This is a genomic window from Alteromonas sp. AWJ4_199 (assembly GCF_056159165.1).
The window spans coordinates 1,246,653-1,262,484 of the sequence record NZ_JBSWUR010000001.1 but is presented as its reverse complement, the minus strand read 5'-3'; the positions used below and the strand labels follow the sequence as shown (position 1 = coordinate 1,262,484).

At 43.3% G+C, this 15,832-nt stretch carries 12 protein-coding genes; 5 read left to right on the top strand and 7 right to left on the bottom strand.

The genetic code is table 11. The features are described 5' to 3' along the window. Positions 1-73: 73 nt before the first annotated feature. Together gshB and ACXAER_RS05480 are read right to left on the bottom strand one after the other, a co-directional pair. A complete protein-coding gene (gene gshB, locus ACXAER_RS05485; RefSeq protein ID WP_474827348.1) occupies positions 74-1,024 on the bottom strand; it encodes a glutathione synthase in 951 nt (316 codons plus the stop codon). A 139-nt stretch (positions 1,025-1,163) separates the two neighbouring features. Further along, entirely contained in the window at positions 1,164-1,892 is a 729-nt protein-coding gene (locus ACXAER_RS05480) for a 16S rRNA (uracil(1498)-N(3))-methyltransferase (RefSeq protein ID WP_474827346.1), read from the bottom strand. A 788-nt stretch (positions 1,893-2,680) separates the two neighbouring features. Here ACXAER_RS05480 and ACXAER_RS05475 point away from each other — a divergent pair. Further along, positions 2,681-3,523, top strand: a complete 843-nt coding sequence (locus ACXAER_RS05475) for a mechanosensitive ion channel family protein (protein ID WP_474827344.1) — start codon at positions 2,681-2,683, stop codon at positions 3,521-3,523. 109 nt (positions 3,524-3,632) lie between these two features. On the opposite strand, the gene ACXAER_RS05470 is transcribed toward ACXAER_RS05475, so the two are convergent. Beyond that, a complete protein-coding gene (locus ACXAER_RS05470; protein ID WP_474827342.1) occupies positions 3,633-4,430 on the bottom strand; it encodes a M48 family metallopeptidase in 798 nt (265 codons plus the stop codon). A 401-nt stretch (positions 4,431-4,831) separates the two neighbouring features. Between ACXAER_RS05470 and ACXAER_RS05465 the strand changes: the two genes are divergently transcribed. The 4 genes from ACXAER_RS05465 to prsR all read left to right on the top strand — a co-directional run bounded on the left by ACXAER_RS05465 (position 4,832) and on the right by prsR (position 11,907). Beyond that, positions 4,832-6,643, top strand: a complete 1,812-nt coding sequence (locus ACXAER_RS05465) for a choice-of-anchor I family protein (protein WP_474827340.1) — start codon at positions 4,832-4,834, stop codon at positions 6,641-6,643. A 407-nt stretch (positions 6,644-7,050) separates the two neighbouring features. Next, complete coding sequence (locus tag ACXAER_RS05460) at positions 7,051-8,175, top strand: beta-ketoacyl-ACP synthase III (RefSeq protein WP_474827339.1); 1,125 nt, start codon at positions 7,051-7,053, stop codon at positions 8,173-8,175. Positions 8,176-8,419: 244 nt separating this feature from the next. After that, the gene (prsK, locus tag ACXAER_RS05455; protein ID WP_474827337.1) at positions 8,420-10,465 is read left to right on the top strand and encodes an XrtA/PEP-CTERM system histidine kinase PrsK; all 2,046 of its coding nucleotides are present in this window, start codon (positions 8,420-8,422) and stop codon (positions 10,463-10,465) included. An 80-nt stretch (positions 10,466-10,545) separates the two neighbouring features. Further along, complete coding sequence (gene prsR, locus ACXAER_RS05450) at positions 10,546-11,907, top strand: PEP-CTERM-box response regulator transcription factor (protein ID WP_474827335.1); 1,362 nt, start codon at positions 10,546-10,548, stop codon at positions 11,905-11,907. A gap of 116 nt (positions 11,908-12,023) precedes the next feature. Here prsR and ACXAER_RS05445 read toward each other — a convergent pair whose 3' ends face one another. The 4 genes from ACXAER_RS05445 to ACXAER_RS05430 form a co-directional block, all read right to left on the bottom strand. Then, a complete protein-coding gene (locus ACXAER_RS05445) occupies positions 12,024-12,341 on the bottom strand; it encodes a GFA family protein (RefSeq protein ID WP_474827333.1) in 318 nt (105 codons plus the stop codon). A gap of 18 nt (positions 12,342-12,359) precedes the next feature. Beyond that, entirely contained in the window at positions 12,360-14,468 is a 2,109-nt protein-coding gene (locus ACXAER_RS05440) for a tetratricopeptide repeat-containing diguanylate cyclase (protein ID WP_474830510.1), read from the bottom strand. A 147-nt stretch (positions 14,469-14,615) separates the two neighbouring features. Beyond that, the gene (locus tag ACXAER_RS05435; protein WP_474827331.1) at positions 14,616-14,945 is read right to left on the bottom strand and encodes a replication protein RepA; all 330 of its coding nucleotides are present in this window, start codon (positions 14,943-14,945) and stop codon (positions 14,616-14,618) included. Continuing rightward, the gene (locus ACXAER_RS05430) at positions 14,905-15,600 is read right to left on the bottom strand and encodes an AAA family ATPase (RefSeq protein WP_474827329.1); all 696 of its coding nucleotides are present in this window, start codon (positions 15,598-15,600) and stop codon (positions 14,905-14,907) included. The genes ACXAER_RS05435 and ACXAER_RS05430 overlap by 41 nt, the downstream gene beginning before the upstream one ends. Between the last annotated feature and the right edge of the window lie 232 nt (positions 15,601-15,832).

Sequence of the window (15,832 nt, the reverse complement as noted above, 5' to 3'; positions counted from 1 at the left end):
AAAGGCCCTGCATTTACCCGTGTTGAGCTTTATCTAATCTACCCGCTCCGGTGACTAGAGCAAAGCAGGTCTATCAGTTGGCTAAACGCTTTTCAATGGCGTCAAACAGTGCGCCCATAATATTGACGTCAAACGCTGCTTCAATTTCTCTTACGCAAGTTGGGCTAGTAATGTTTATTTCAGTAATTTTACTGCCGATAACATCAAGTCCAACGAATAAAATATTATTTTCTTTTAGTGTCGGCGCAATGGCTTCTGCCAGGCCGCGATCAGAGTCAGAAATTGGCTGTGGGCGTCCGGTACCGCCAGCGGCTAAATTGCCTCTAGTCTCCCCTTTAGTGGGCAGTCTCGCTAAGCAGTACGGCATGACTTCACCATCAACGATGAGTACGCGCTTATCGCCGTCTTTAATCTCTGGCAGATATTCTTGTACCATCATGTAGCGTGTGCCTAACTTGGTTAGGGTTTCAATTATAACGCCCAAGTTGTTGCCATCGGGCTTGACTCTAAAAATAGACGCGCCGCCCATACCGTCTAAGGGTTTGCAAATAATGTCTTGATGCTTGGCGTGAAACTCACGGATAAGCGCTTGGTTGTTAGTGACTAAGGTATGTGGAATGTGTTCTGGAAAGTACGATGTAAACAACTTTTCATTGTAGTCGCGTAGCGCTTGAGGGTTATTTACAACGAGCGCTCCCGCGTCTTGTGCGAGCGACAACACCTGAGTAGCGTACAGAAATTCACTATCAAACGGTGGATCTTTGCGCATTAGCAGCACATCAATATCGCCTAAGTGGAGGGTAGCTTCATCTTCAATGGTGTAGAAATCTGTGGCTTGGTCTTTTACCGATACGGTTTTACCCAAACCCATAGGCTTACCATTGTCTAAATACAGGTCTTTTAATTCAAAATAAACAATCTTTGCACCGCGGCGCTGAGCTTCAAGCATCATCGCAAAGCTAGTGTCTTTATGTGGCTTAATGCTTGCGATGGGGTCCATAATTACGCCAACAGTATAGTGCATAATGTTTTCACCTTGGATGTTAATGAAATACCGCAACGAACGGCTTATCTGATTGAGTTAATATATGGGGGCACACCTAAAATCTTCAAGCTACTTAGCTACCCCCATGCAAGCTAAACGGCTTCTTTAAAATCTAAACTTAAAAGTCGCCGTGCTGAGCTTGAAGAATGCTTAAGCTGGTAATTGCAGCGGTTTCGGTACGCAAAATACGTGGGCCAAGACTTACCGACTGATACCCGTTTTCGTTTGCCTGATGAATTTCTGGTTCAGACAAACCGCCTTCTGGGCCAATAAGCAAACGAAAGCCTTGAGTGTTATAGGGTTGTCTTGCCAAGCTTTGCTCGGCACCTGGTGCGAGAACTAGTCGAGTGGTGCTTGTTGAGGAAGATAGCCACTGGTTCAAATTTACAGGGGTATTAAGTACAGGAATTATATTTCGACCACTCTGCTCGCAGGCGCCAATAATAATCTTTTGCCATTGTTGGATTTTCTTTTCCCAACGAGATTCGTCGAGCTTTACTGTGCAGCGCTCAGTGATTACGGGCGTGATTTCTGTTACGCCAAGCTCTACGCTTTTCTGCAGCACCGTGTCCATCCTATCACCCTTCGAGACGCCCTGACCTAGATGTAAATGTAGGGGGGACTCTTTTGAAAGTGATAGGCAAGCGTCGGCCTCGACTGTGACCCTCTTTCTTTGAACACTGATAATCTGAGCACTGTACTCGTTCCCGTCGCCATTGAATAGCACAATAGGCCGGTTGGGTTTTATTCGCAGTACAGTAGCAATGTGATGGCCGGCATCTTCGGTCAACTCAAATTCTTGTTCTAACGGAATAGGATTGGGGTAATAAACTCTTGGTATACGCATGGTAAATCGTGTTTTTGATTTTAATGCGTATAATACGTGTGTGCACGTACAGGTTGCAATGCTGTCGACGGCACTATGTAAACTATTGGGTAAAAACTTACATAAACGACAGCACGCGGTCTATTTCAAAATCACCTGACTTGTAAACAAACCCTACGCCGCAGAAGGCGAAGAGTTGTTCGAAGTTGACTTCAACACAGTGGAAGAAGACTTCGATTTTACTTCGGGGCGGTAGCCCGCTCTCGCATACTTGGTATGTTTTCCTTTATCAGTGCGTAGTGAATATAAAAATAAACACAAAACGACTGAAAATAGGGTTATTAGAAGCAACATGCGTTAATCCTTTAAGTAACATAGTTTGCTAAAGCCCGTTCATATGAAAAAAAACAATGTATCGAAGCCGATAAAATGTTTTAGTTCTTATGAGACTTTAGTCTAAAACTTTGTGGCTAAAAAATCACCAAAAAAAATTTCTTAAAACTCGGTAACTTCCAATAAGATGGAAAAAGTAACAAAGCGCATTCAAGCTTCGGCATGAGATGGTGCAATTATTGAGTGACATATGTGTGACAATTATTAAAAAAAATACTAAAACTTTAGTTCATAGTGTGGTCAAACATGGCTTCCTGTATCGCTACTTTCGGATAATGCTATCACTATCAATAGCCTATAAAACTTAGACTTTAGGGCAAATTTATACAGTTTAGACCTATTATGTATTGGTGATAATACGAATAGCTGCTAACGTATTTGCGTTGATTACAACTAACCATAACAAGGACCATAATATGGATGAGAAACTTTCGCTTTTTTCAGCAAGTGATGTTGAAAGATATATAAACGACTACGCCATTCCATGGGGTATCAATATTTTAATGGCGATTGCGATTTATGTAGTTGGTAAGATCGTCGTTGGATTTATTTTGTCTTTATTTAGACGCCTAATGGCCAAGTCTAAATATGATGATATGTTGGTAGATTTCCTCGAGGCGATAATTAGCGCTATTTTGATGCTATTCGTTATAGTAGCGTCACTGAATCAACTTGGTGTAGATACTACGTCACTTGTTGCCATCTTGGGTGCGGCTGGTTTAGCCATTGGTCTGTCACTACAAGATTCACTGAAAAACTTTGCGGCAGGCGTAATGCTACTAGTATTTAAGCCATTCAAAGCGGGTGATTTTGTTGAAGCTGCGGGTACTGCTGGCTCAATTAAAAAGATTGGCATTTTCACAACCACAATGAATACGCCTGACAATAAAGAAATTATTGTTCCAAACGGCAATATTTACGGTGGCAACATCACTAACTATTCTGCCAAAGAAACTCGTCGTGTAGACATGGTTGTGGGTATTGGCTACGACGCTGACTTACTAAAAGCTAAGCAAGTGTTGCAAGAAATGGTTGAAGCGGATGAGCGTATTCTAGCTGAACCTGCTCCTACTGTAGCGGTTTCTGAACTTGCAGATAGCAGTGTCAATTTCGTAGTACGCCCTTGGGTAAACGCTGCAGATTTCTGGGCTGTTAAGTTCGATTTTACTGAGCAAGTTAAACTTCGCTTTGATAAAGAAGGAATTTCAATTCCATTTCCACAAATGGACGTGCACCTTCACAAAACAGACGGCGAATAATCGTTAGCTTGAAAACAAAAAACGCTGCTAGATGCAGCGTTTTTTTTGCCTAAATAACGAGTCAGCTATTTAGGCGCTAGACAAAATATAACGTTCTTAGACTGTACCTTTATTTACAGTTAGGTCGATAAGCGGTGGCCTGATAGTCCGCATAGGCTGCGGGCATATTTGCCTGTAGATTATCTATTCTTGTTTGTGGCGCAGGGTGGGTAGATAGTAATTCCATTGGGCGTTCACCGCCGCTAGCCGCATCCATATTTTGCCATAAGTTCACAGATTGTCTTGGGTCAAACCCAGACTTCGCCATCAGCTGAAGACCGATGACGTCAGCTTCTGACTCGTGCGTTCTACTAAAAGGTAACTGAACACCTACTTGCACGCCTAAACCGATCGCAGCCATGATAGGGCCTGATTGAGGAACTTCGTTCGCTGCCAATATTTGACCTACTGCTTGACTACCTACATTGATCAACGTTGACTGAGACATACGCTCGTTACCATGCTCTGCTATAACGTGACCAACCTCATGACCAATTACCGCAGCTAACTGGTGCTGGTTTTCCGCTACGTTCAGCAAGCCTGTATAAACACCTATTTTTCCGCCGGGCAGTGCGAACGCATTAACCTGTTCATCGTCAAACACTACCACTTCCCATTGACCGCCAAAAACACTCTCGGGCACTTGGGCAGTAATGGCGTTTGCAACACATTCTACATAGGAGTTCTGCACCGCTTTGTTAGAAATTTTAAGTTCTTCTTTCATGCCTGAAAAAGCTTGGTCGCCCATTTGCGCTAACTGGGTTTCTGAATACAGTAGTACTTGGTTCCTGCCTGTAGGTGAGGTAGCACAGGCGGTTAGTGTAAGTGCAGCAGCAATAACCGCTGATGCAGTGAATTTCAATTTCATGGTTAATCCTTTTATTTACTGAAGACACCATTTTTGTATTCGAGTTACGAAAAAAATGTCTTTCAGTTTGTACGTCTATTTAGCAGTATTAGTATCAGATAGCACGAATAAAGAAAACTAGACGTTCGCGCTAAAGCGCCTGTATGCCACCTTCAATCTGAACTATTGAGTCGGTTAAACTAAAAATAGGTTGAAATATATACTTACAATTGATGCTTGAAGACGTAAATAGTTGCTTTTTTATAGAAAAGTTACACGCTTTTGCCTTCTTAATATTTGTGTCATAAACTGATTCTAATTTATACATAGAAGTTACATAAATTTTCTGGTGTACTAGGTTAAGGAACTTCAGATTTCTCGGACCTCCGACGTACGACAAAAACAAATAAAAAGGAAAGCAAATGGCAGTGCGTAATAAGTTTAAATATGGATTACTCGCATTTTTAGTTTCAGCAGCGCTCACAGGATGCGGCCTTGACGGTGATGATGGCGCACAGGGCGAGACTGGAGCACAGGGGCCGCAGGGCGAACAAGGTGAACCCGGTGCTGATGGCAGCGACGGTAGCGATGGCATCGACGCTTCTATTGGTGTTGCGATGGATGTCGTAGGTCGCGCTTTCTTGGGTAATCAAACAGCCGCTGAAATCGTTCAGTATCACGCAGATACGAGTACGATTTACGCAACTAATGGCGAAACCAATACGATTGCGGTTATTGATGCATCTAGCGTTAACACGGCCACAATGTCAGATCCAATCAATACAACCACACTTACGCCAACGACTATCGCATTGCCTGCTGATATTAATGGTGTAGTGCTAGGTAGCCTTACAAGTATTGCAGTAAGCGGTGATCTCATGGCTGTTGCTGTACCTGCGGATGTTAAAACTGACAACGGTTACGTGTTGTTCTACAACGGGCTTGATAGTTCTGCTCCCGCGTTTTTAGACTCGGTAGAGGTTGGCGCACTACCAGATATGGTCACTTTCACCCCAGACGGTGGTAAGGTGTTGGTGGCAAATGAAGGTGAACCCTCTGATGACTACACCATCGACCCGGAAGGCTCGATTACAGTCATTAACATTTTAGCCAGCGGAGAGCCTGAAGAAACTGGGACTACAGTCGGTTTCACAGCGTTCAACGGTGCTGAAGCCGATTTGATGGAACAGGGAATGATGTTCCCAAACCCGGCTGGCCAGACTATTAACGGTACTGCAATTACTTCGACAGTTGCTAAAGACCTTGAACCTGAATATATCACGACTACCAACGACGTCGCTTATGTGAGCCTTCAGGAGAACAATGGCCTAGCAATCTTAGATTTAGAAGAATTAACCGTTGATGTTGTTGGTCTAGGTACAAAATCTTGGGCTGGGCTTAACATTGATATTCAAGAGAACGATGCGGTTAGTTTTGGACAATATACCGGCCTTTACGGGGTATATCAGCCTGACACTATCGCTAACTTTACGTGGAAAGATGCAACTTTTATCGTAACCGCGAACGAAGGTGATGCCCGAGAGTATTTCTTTGAAGCTGCCGATGCCGCAGCATGTACGGCTGCTGGTGGTGTTGATTTTGACGAAGACGATGGTTGTTTAGCCTATACCGATGAAGTGAAAGTAGAAGATCTTACTGCTGCTGCTAACTCTGAACTGTCGATGCTACAGGCTACAGGTGAGGCTGACGATTTACGTGTAACTTCGGCTATGGGTGATGCTGATGGAGACGGTGAATACGATGCTGCATATGCTTACGGTGCGCGTTCATTTACCATCTGGGATCAAAATGGTTTAGTGGTTTATGATTCTGGCGACGATTTTGAGCGCATTACCGCTTCAGTTCACGGGGCGCAGTTCAACAACGGTGACGACGAAAATGCTAGCGATTCACGTTCTGAAAACAAAGGGCCTGAGCCAGAAGCATTGACCGTGGGGCAAGTTGGCGATCGTACTTACGCTTTCATCGGTACTGAGCGCATGGGTGGTATTTTCGTATACGATGTTACAAACCCTTACGACGTTCAATTTGCTGAGTACGTGATCAACCGCGATCTTACCGAAGGTTTAACCAGCGATGATGTTATTGGTGACCTTGCGCCAGAAAGTTTGGTATTTGTTAGCGCTGAAGACAGCCCAAGTGGAGTGCCTCTTCTTGTTGTAGGCAACGAAGTTAGCGGTACAGTAACGGTGTGGCAAATCAACCAGCTATAAGCTACCGCTTTGATTACATGAGACCCCGCTTTGAAGCGGGGTTTTTTATTGTTAGCTTGCCAGACTTTTCTGAAGAGCGAGTTTACAATGTCCTTAAGCTTTGTTGTGTCACCTTGATTTAGAACCACTATACCTGCGGCAACACGCAGCGATTGCGAACATTTTAAGGCTCGCTGAGTGGACAATTGTCTATGCGGACTGATGTTAAACAGAGGAATAGAGCTTTCCTTTCGTTCGCTATGGTTACACCGTTTAAGGATTAAGGTAAGCTATAAGCCATAAAACGCAGTCGTATTTTTAAAAGTAAATACGATTAGGCTCAATTGCACTGGTATAGATGCGTTTAGGACACAGAGTAACGCAATGCTCAATACCACCGTAGTGCTATCAAATAATAGAGAATGCCTATGTCTCAGCAAGTTGTGATTAGTGGTGTGGGTGTGTGGCACCCAGAACAAAGTATTACCAACGAAGAATTGGTAGAAAGTTATAATGCTTATGCCGATGCGTTTAATGAAGAAAATAAAGCGCAAATAGAATCAGGTGAAGTGGCTGCAATGCCTCACTCAAGTGCAGAATTCATCGAGAAAGCGTCGGGAATAAAAAGTCGTTATATTTATCAAAAAGAAGGTGCGCTAGACATCTCTCGAATGAAGCCCAAAATTGTGCCACGAGCTGATGATGAACTTTCTCACCAGGCTGAAATTGCCGTAGAGGCTGCCAAGTTAGCGCTAGCGTCAGCTAATGTAGGTGCTGAGGATATTGATGCTGTCATTGTATCTTGTGCCTATACCCAGCGTGCTTACCCCGCTATTGCTATTGAAGTACAAGACGCATTGAATATTGAAGGTTTTGGTTTTGATATGTTAGTAGCGTGTTCAGCTGCCACCTTCGGCATGCATCGCGCTTATGAAATGCTTTGCGCTAACAATGCGACCCGTGTATTGGTGATTAACCCAGAATTAGTGTCGCCACAAATTAACTATGCCGACCGCGATAGTCATTTTATTTTCGGCGATGTAGCAACGGCAACCGTCTTAGAGTTTGCTGAAACAGCGAAGAGCGAGCACATATATGACGTGCTAAGTACTAAGGCATTGACGAAATTTTCGAACAATATTCGTTCAAATTTTGGCTACATGACGCGTGCTGAAGATGTTGACCCCTACGGCCCTGATAAGCTATTTCACCAAGCCGGACGCAAAGTATTTAAAGAGGTATGCCCGTTAGCGGCAGCTCATATTGAAGCACATCTAGCAAGCCATGGTATTGCACCATCAGATGTTAAGCGTTGGTGGCTGCATCAGGCCAATATCAACATGAACACTTTGATTTGCAAGCGGTTGTTAGGGCGCGATGCAGACCGCACAGAAGCGCCAATTGTATTAGACGAATATGCTAATACGGCCTCAGCGGGGTCTGTGATTGCGTTCGGTTTAAATCATGAAGATCTTGTCGCAGGAGATGTGGGTGTTCTTTGTTCGTTCGGCGCGGGGTATTCAATTGGCTCGTTAGTCATACGTAAAAGGTAAACTGCTGAACGCAGATTTTCTTGAATTATGTATAGAGCACTGGCTTGTATTGCCTTTTAACACGCTTATTTGGTACGCCAGGCTCCAAACCAATTTGATAGCACAATAACTTTAACGACATCATAGTATGAATGAGTGCGCTGCCTAGAAGTAAGCAGCAATTAGAAGAACAGTATGAAAAAAGTAGTATTCGTGTAACGCGTTGCAAACGTTTAGGTAATGATAACTAAGGTAAGATAAAAGGATGATTTCAGATGTAGGCTATGGGTTAAATAGCCTGGCGCACTTAGCTCTATTATTGTTGTTGCTAACCGTTCGAAAGCCTGGGGTAGCGAAACACTTACTTGTGTTAGCTGCGGCCGCGACAGTGATATGGTCGACAAGCTTGATCACCTCGATCTTTGGCCCCATTTCCCTTCACTGGCTACTTAGCGTTGATGTAATAAAACAGCTAGCTTGGCTGTTGTTTTTGTCAGCATGTATTCAGACTAACTTCAGTAACATTGCCGCTGTATTAAAACGCCCGATAACTCTTATTATTATTGCTCCTGCACTTGTCGCACTGCTTTCCCCTTATTTATTGGCCGTAAACCCTGCGTGGAGCTTTCTTATTCTGATTGTACTTTCTTTGGAAGTCCTTGTACTTTTAGAAGTCGTCTACCGACAGGCCGGAAAGGAACAGTGGGCATTTAAACCACTCATTATCTATTTGGGCGCTACAAATTTGTTTGAGTTTGTGACCTACGCGAATGCCACTATGGTCAACCAAGTTGAAATTGGTTACATCGCTGCGCGCGGGTATATCTACTTTTTGTTGATGCCTTTGTTGGTGATTTCGATTAGGCGTATTCACCATTGGGGAATTGATATATTTATTTCCCGTGATGTGGTTTTACACAGTTCACTGTTGTTAGTGGCAGGTGGCTACCTTTTTGTCATGGCCGTAGCAGGGTATGCCATAAACTACATGGGCGGTAATTGGGGCGCTACCGTGCAAATTATCCTCGTGGTGATGTCGTTTGCTCTATTGGCTACCGTGTTTTTATCAAATGCTTTTCGTAACAAAATCAAAGTCTTTATTACTAAGCACTTTTTTGCCAACCAATTTGACTATCGTGTTGAGTGGGTGAGATTAACGCAATGGCTTACGCGCGCTGGCGATACTTCCTCCGATGTGTTTCACGCTGGGCTAACGGGTATGCTGAATGCTATTCAGTATGAATCTGGCAAACTTTTCAAAGTAACCTCAAATGGCTATGAATGTGTTGCAGAAGCTTCTTCTATTTCTGGCTCATCAAGTAAGAGCAACAATAATGCGACTTGCACCATTTTAGAGAGCCTAGCGCAATATAGCGACAAGAATGGATGGATCATTGATACCGATGCTTATTTGGTGAAGCCATTTGACTACGAAGGGTTAAAATTAGACCGTAAAGCTCTTGAAGAGTGGGGCTATCAACTTTTTGTTCCTTTCTTAAAAGATGGGGGGTTGTGGGGATTTGCCGTGCTGACGTCAGGCGATAAAGAAAAGATTAGCCTTAATTGGGAAGTGAAAGATTACCTTACTGCTGTTTCTGAGCAAGTAGGCACGTATATGCAGCACCATGAAGCTGCCCAAGTTGTCGCTGAGAATGCACAGTTTGCTGCGTTCAATCGCATGTCAGCTTTTGTATTACATGACTTAAAAAATGTACTTGCTCAGGTCGATCTTATTTTAGCTAACGCTCAACAGCATAAGCATAATCCTGAATTTATTGACGACACATTCGAAACCTTAGAGCACTCTAAGTCAAGAATGGAAAAAATGCTCAAGCAACTGACCGACAAAAAAGCGGTAGAGGAAGGGGTTAACACCGAGCTTTTATTATCAGATATTGCAAAAGATGTGGTGAGTAACCGCTGTTCGGGTTTGCATCCATTACCTAAGGTACATGTGCTTAGAGAGACACCTGTGGTGATAGATAGAGAAAAAGTGGCCAATGTTTTTTATCATTTAATTAGCAACGCACAGCAAGCAACGGGCGATGATGGTGAAGTAGATGTGGTGATTACTGCTAATTCAGACACTAATACCCAGCTTGTTATGATAGAAGATACTGGTGTAGGAATGGATAAGACGTTTATCGAAACCCGTTTGTTCAAGCCTTTCGATACTACAAAGGGAAATGCGGGCATGGGAATAGGAGCTTATGACGCAAAAACCTATATTGAGTCTATTGGCGGCAAGTTGACTGTGCAAAGTGAACCGGGGCGTGGTAGCTGTTTTACGCTGTATTTTCCTATAGGATAATATAACTAATTAGAAAGTGGATGGCCGAGTTTTACATCCACATTCCTTGGACGGATGAAGTAGATTAATAGGATGATGAGATGACCGATACCATTTTGGTAGTAGATGATGATTTAGGTATTCAAAAACAGCTTAAATGGAGTCTTACTGATTACAATGTTGTTTTTGCTGACGATCATACTTCTGCCATTGCGCAGCTACGTCGCTTTGAGCCCAAGGTGGTTACTCTAGATTTAGGGCTTCCTCCAGACCCCGCTAATGCTTCAGAGGGCTTGCGAATTCTTCATGACATCATCGCGTTAGCGCCGAGAACCAAGGTGATCGTGGTGACAGGCAACAGTGATAAACAAAATGCGCTTAAAGCCATTGATTTTGGTGCCTACGACTTTTATCAAAAGCCTATCGATTCTGACACCATTAAACTGTTGGTCAATCGTGCTTTGAACTTGTCGAAGTTAGAGCATGAGAACAGTATTCTATCGCGCACCCGCTCAGGTATGTCGAGGATCGTCGGCAATAGCGAGGCTATACAAAAAGTGGTGCGCCGGGCTGAGAAAATTGCCAATACCGATATCAGCACGTTACTGCTTGGTGAAAGTGGTACGGGTAAAGAAGTATTTGCGCGCAGTATTCATGAACACAGCCCAAGAAAAGATAAACCATTTGTGGCGATTAACTGTGCATCAATACCCGAGAATCTATTAGAAAGTGAGTTGTTTGGTTATGAAAAAGGGGCATTCACCGGCGCGAATAAAACCACTATAGGCAAGATTGAAACGGCGCAAGGCGGTACCTTGTTTCTCGATGAAATAGGGGACATGCCAATAGGGCTACAAGCTAAGATGCTCCGCTTCTTGCAGGAGCGAGTGATAGAGCGCGTAGGTGGACGCAATGAAATTCCTGTAGACATACGGGTTATCTGTGCGACTCACCGAGATTTGCAGGCTATGGTAGCGCAAGAAACCTTTAGGGAAGATTTATATTACCGAGTGGGTGAAATGCCTATTATGATCCCGCCGCTGCGGGAAAGGGATCAAGACATTATTTTGCTGGCTCGTACCTTTTTAAATATTTATCGCGAAGAATTCAAAGCCAAAGCCAAGAGCTTTTCCGAAACGGCGGTCAATGCCATGTTAGCTCACAAATGGCCGGGCAACATTCGTGAGATGCAAAATAAACTCAAGTCAGCGGTAATTATGGCTGAAGGTACGGTAATACAGCCTGATGACCTAGGGTTAATGCCAGTAGGTGCCCATGATGAACCTGAAACGTTGAACCTACGCGAAGTGCGAGAGATTGCAGAGAGTAGAGCTATTCGCAGGGCCTATCAAAAAGCAGACAAGAATATGTCTAAAACGGCAGAACTGCTAGGCGTTACGCGACCAACTTTGTATTCGCTTATTGACAAATACCACATGGAAGATATTAAAAGTAGCGATTAAATGCAGGTAATTGCATCTTCCACTTATTATCTGAATTTGCGCTTAATAACTGGGAAGAGTAATTTTTCATCCCAATTATTAAGCCGTGACAAACTAAACAATATGTGCAAACGTTTTTAAACCACAAACTGACGATGTGGCTCCGCTAGCGCGTCATGACCTGTAAACGTGACTTCAAGTTGTACTTTATTTGGGCTAAGTTCTACAAAAATGACGCTTGCACACACATTACATACGTGATGCGTTTCACCATTAGCTTCATGCAATTTGGCTAACGAGGAAGGAGCACAGTCGATCACAAGCCTTTCTTTTTCAACCGTCATACTCAGTTTACTGGTATCTGTTTGAGTCAGAGTTTCATTGTCGGCTTCTAATTCATCGAGGTGTTCAATTTCATATTGAATGGCTTGACAGCTACAGCTTCCTTTATACATATCTCACTTCCTCTACTGCTATTTATCGAGGGTATCTGGCCACTTGATACTTGCCACATTGTTGAATGATGTGGCAATTCTTGAACCAGGGAAATTGAACCTAGTATCTAACAACGTAGGGTGAGTTCTTGGGCTTGTTAGTGTTTCTATTATGCCTACCCAGCCATTTCTTCCGGAAAGTTTAGCGGCGTAAAGCGCGTAATCTACTACAGCAAATGTACGCTCCCATGCAGCATCAAAATCATCTTGCTTGTCAGGAGGAAGCAATGAAAAGCCTATACTACAGGTAATATTGATAGGTTCTTCTATGCCAATATCAAAAGAAGTGTGAGCCACCATTTCCCGGCAGCGCTCCGCCAATTCTGGCAGTTCTTCTCTATTTGATTGACGACATACGACTAAGAACTCTTCACCGCCCCACCGAATAATAAGATCGGTTTGTCGGAATACCTCTTTTAATACGTTAGCAAATGCTGATAACACTTTGTCACCCGCCATATGGCCATAGTCGTCGTTGATGCGTTTAAAGTGGTCGATATCAATAAGCAAGCAAAGCAAGTCTTGTTTAGCTTTATTTGCATCTGTATTTTGTTTTGCTGAAAATTGACTGCGCCTAATTTCACCCGGAAGTTGTGACTCAAGATAGTGCCTGTTGTATAACCCAGTTAAGGGGTCGCGTAAGCTTACTTCTTCAAGCGTCTTGTAGGCTCTTTCGAGCTCCTGATTTTTTTCTTGGAGGATCAACGTTTGCCGTCTAACTTCACGGCGCAGAATAATGGTTTGTTGGCGTTGTTTGTATCGACTCCAGACTAAAAATGTCAGCAACAGAGCAGCTAAGGATACACTCCAAAATAAGGTGGTTTGTAAGCTTTCACGCTCAGCTTGAGCAAGCACAAGTTGCTTTGATTCTTCTAACTTTTCTAGTGTACGAGACTGGCGCACAAGTTCGATTTCAGCTTGAAGCCCTTCTATGGCGGACTTGTTTTCTGAGTCCAGTAATCTTTCGCGTAGCTGTTGAATGACTGATTGAATGTCCAACGCTTTTTTAAACTCTCCGAGTGAAACAAAGGCACTTAGCTGTATTGAGAGAAAATTTACCTGCCCGCGAATGTCCCTATTTTTTCGCGCATCAATGGTACCCGTTCGAGCTTCTGCTAAAGCCAGTTCAAAGCTCTGTTCTTTCATGTAGGCTTGTGAAAGGGCCAGCCGTCCCTCTTTCATTAATTTGGCTTGGCCCGATGAGCTCGCGAATTGCATGGCTTCTTTTAGGAGGTCTCTACCTTTCGGAATATCGCCATTTTCTACAAGCGCTTTGCCCATTAACATTTTTGCTTGGGCAATTGCACCAACGTCATTGGTAGAAAGTAGAAGAGTCAGAGCCTCGTTAATAGTCTCTATGGCTTGCTTAATGTCACCTGTTTTCAGCGTCAATTCACCCATACGTGCCTTTATAATACCAAGTAATATGGGCGTACCTGTGTTATCAATGCTATCAAATGCATCTTGGTAATAAGTACGGGCTAGGGCCGCTTGATTGAGCAAACTATAAATTTCACCAATACGAAGAAGCGAAAGGCTCATTTCAATAGCCATATTATTTTCACGGAAGTGACGTAGGGCTTGCTTTAACGGTTCAAGAGCAGTTTCGATTTCCCCCTGCTCTTGTCGAATTATGCCAAGTTCAAGGTTTAATCGTGCTTTTAAGAAATCATCTTGTTCAATTTGCGCAATAGACATGGCGCGTCTGACATAAGTCATTGCGGTAGAGTAATTAGATAAATTCCTCTCGGAAGTAGCAAGCTGAAGAAGCGTCGATGCAATTTTATTGAGCTTTCCCTCAAAGGTATAACGCTCAAGCGCAGCGTTAAAAATAGACTTTGATACTTCAAAGCGAGACGAGTTTTGAAGTAGTTGGCCAAGCGTTGAAAAAGCATCGGCGGATACCTGCTGTTGTTGCAAGGCCTGCTCTAGCAACAAAAGCGCCGTACTGTCAGCATCGTTGTATTGTTTTGTTTTTAGAAGGTTTTCAACGTGTTTGATTTCGCTATTAATTAGATTGGTAGCCACTACCGATTTAACCGGCATAAGATACATAGCAAATAGCAGGGCACACATTAGCACGCGCACTGTGCTCAATCCTCCACCGCCCATTCTGTTGTATCTCCCATACGCTGTCAGAATATTTTATTGTTGAGTATCTCAACAGGCTTTCGCCCTAGCACCATGATAATTGTGAAGGGTAAAAAGGTTTTAGTATGCATGTTAATTTATGTTTTAGTCTAGTTTTTCGCTGTTCTTTTCAATCCATTCTCGAATCAACGCAGACTTAGCCTTGCCTGTCTTCTGGGCTGTTTTTGCGAGCTTTTCAATGCATTGCGGCGTCAACGTAAAGGTGGCGTGTCGCATGCCTTCTGGTTTAGCACGTTTTTTTATTGGTACAACGCAATCTGTAAGCGCATTTTTTAACTCGTTTTTTGCAGCAGATGTTTGCTGTTTATTCACTTTACCCTGGGCATAAAGCAAGGCGTCATCTATGAAATCTTCTACAGTGCGAAGCTTGGGCTTAGCTAAAGACTTCGACTTTTTGAGGTTGATTAAACTCATAAGCATCCTCCATTTTGCCAGCTAGTAACTCTTCGAACAGGGTTCTTATTTCCGTCGCGGCTTTACCTTCAGGCTCACTTTCGATTACTGACTGCCCCGACTCTTCTGAGTCATCGTACATGTTTCTGCTAAAAGTAACAGAGTTTAAGACCGGTATTCCGAATGAGCGGCACACTTCTTTTGCCTCTAAAATGCGGTTAGCCAGAGTAGGAAGAGAAGGGCATTGTGTAATGACAAATGCTGCATTCATTTTTGGGTTAACCATCTTACATGTAGATAAAATATCTTCCATATGAGGCACCGTTTTTAAATCGCGACGTTTAGGTCTTAGCGGAATCAGTATGTGATCTGCGACAGCCATTGATGAGCGTAACGCTAAGTTGTCTTGACCACCACAGTCAATGACTACGTAATCGTAGTGTTGTCGAAGGCTAAGTAACTCATTACGTATTTTTCCATATAACTGAACACAGTTTATTTCAGCAAGACGAGGATTCGCTTTTCGTTCTTGGATCCAGTCTGACGTTGTTCGCTGCGGGTCACAATCGACCATTAACACCTTGGCACCTTTCTCTGTGCGAAGGTAAACCGCAATGTTTTGTGCCAAGCAGCTTTTTCCGCTACCGCCCTTTTCCCCACCAACCAAAATAATCATAATGATAATCCTCGAATATCGCCTTACGTTAAAATGCCAAGCGTTAAGTGGACCGCACCTCATATCTGGATCGTACTTAACCTTTAGCAAAAGCATAGGCAGAGTATTAGTTGGGTTCAGCATCAAAATCGATATTTACGAATGTAAGATAATACCTATTGATTTGTGTGAAAACTCAATCTAGTCTTCTAGTTCTATACATAGATTAACATCAGAATCATCGGTAAGAGGT

Excerpts from the sequence above, each read along its gene's own strand:
- gshB (WP_474827348.1), bottom strand. The coding sequence starts at position 1,024 with ATGCACTATACTGTTGGCGTAATTATGGACCCCATCGCAAGCATTAAG.
- ACXAER_RS05430 (WP_474827329.1), bottom strand. The coding sequence starts at position 15,600 with ATGATTATTTTGGTTGGTGGGGAAAAGGGCGGTAGCGGAAAAAGCTGC.
- ACXAER_RS05470 (WP_474827342.1), bottom strand. The coding sequence starts at position 4,430 with ATGAAATTGAAATTCACTGCATCAGCGGTTATTGCTGCTGCACTTACA.
- ACXAER_RS05480 (WP_474827346.1), bottom strand. The coding sequence starts at position 1,892 with ATGCGTATACCAAGAGTTTATTACCCCAATCCTATTCCGTTAGAACAA.
- ACXAER_RS05465 (WP_474827340.1), top strand. The coding sequence starts at position 4,832 with ATGGCAGTGCGTAATAAGTTTAAATATGGATTACTCGCATTTTTAGTT.
- ACXAER_RS05460 (WP_474827339.1), top strand. The coding sequence starts at position 7,051 with ATGTCTCAGCAAGTTGTGATTAGTGGTGTGGGTGTGTGGCACCCAGAA.
- prsR (WP_474827335.1), top strand. The coding sequence starts at position 10,546 with ATGACCGATACCATTTTGGTAGTAGATGATGATTTAGGTATTCAAAAA.
- prsK (WP_474827337.1), top strand. The coding sequence starts at position 8,420 with ATGATTTCAGATGTAGGCTATGGGTTAAATAGCCTGGCGCACTTAGCT.
- ACXAER_RS05445 (WP_474827333.1), bottom strand. The coding sequence starts at position 12,341 with ATGTATAAAGGAAGCTGTAGCTGTCAAGCCATTCAATATGAAATTGAA.
- ACXAER_RS05475 (WP_474827344.1), top strand. The coding sequence starts at position 2,681 with ATGGATGAGAAACTTTCGCTTTTTTCAGCAAGTGATGTTGAAAGATAT.
- ACXAER_RS05435 (WP_474827331.1), bottom strand. The coding sequence starts at position 14,945 with ATGAGTTTAATCAACCTCAAAAAGTCGAAGTCTTTAGCTAAGCCCAAG.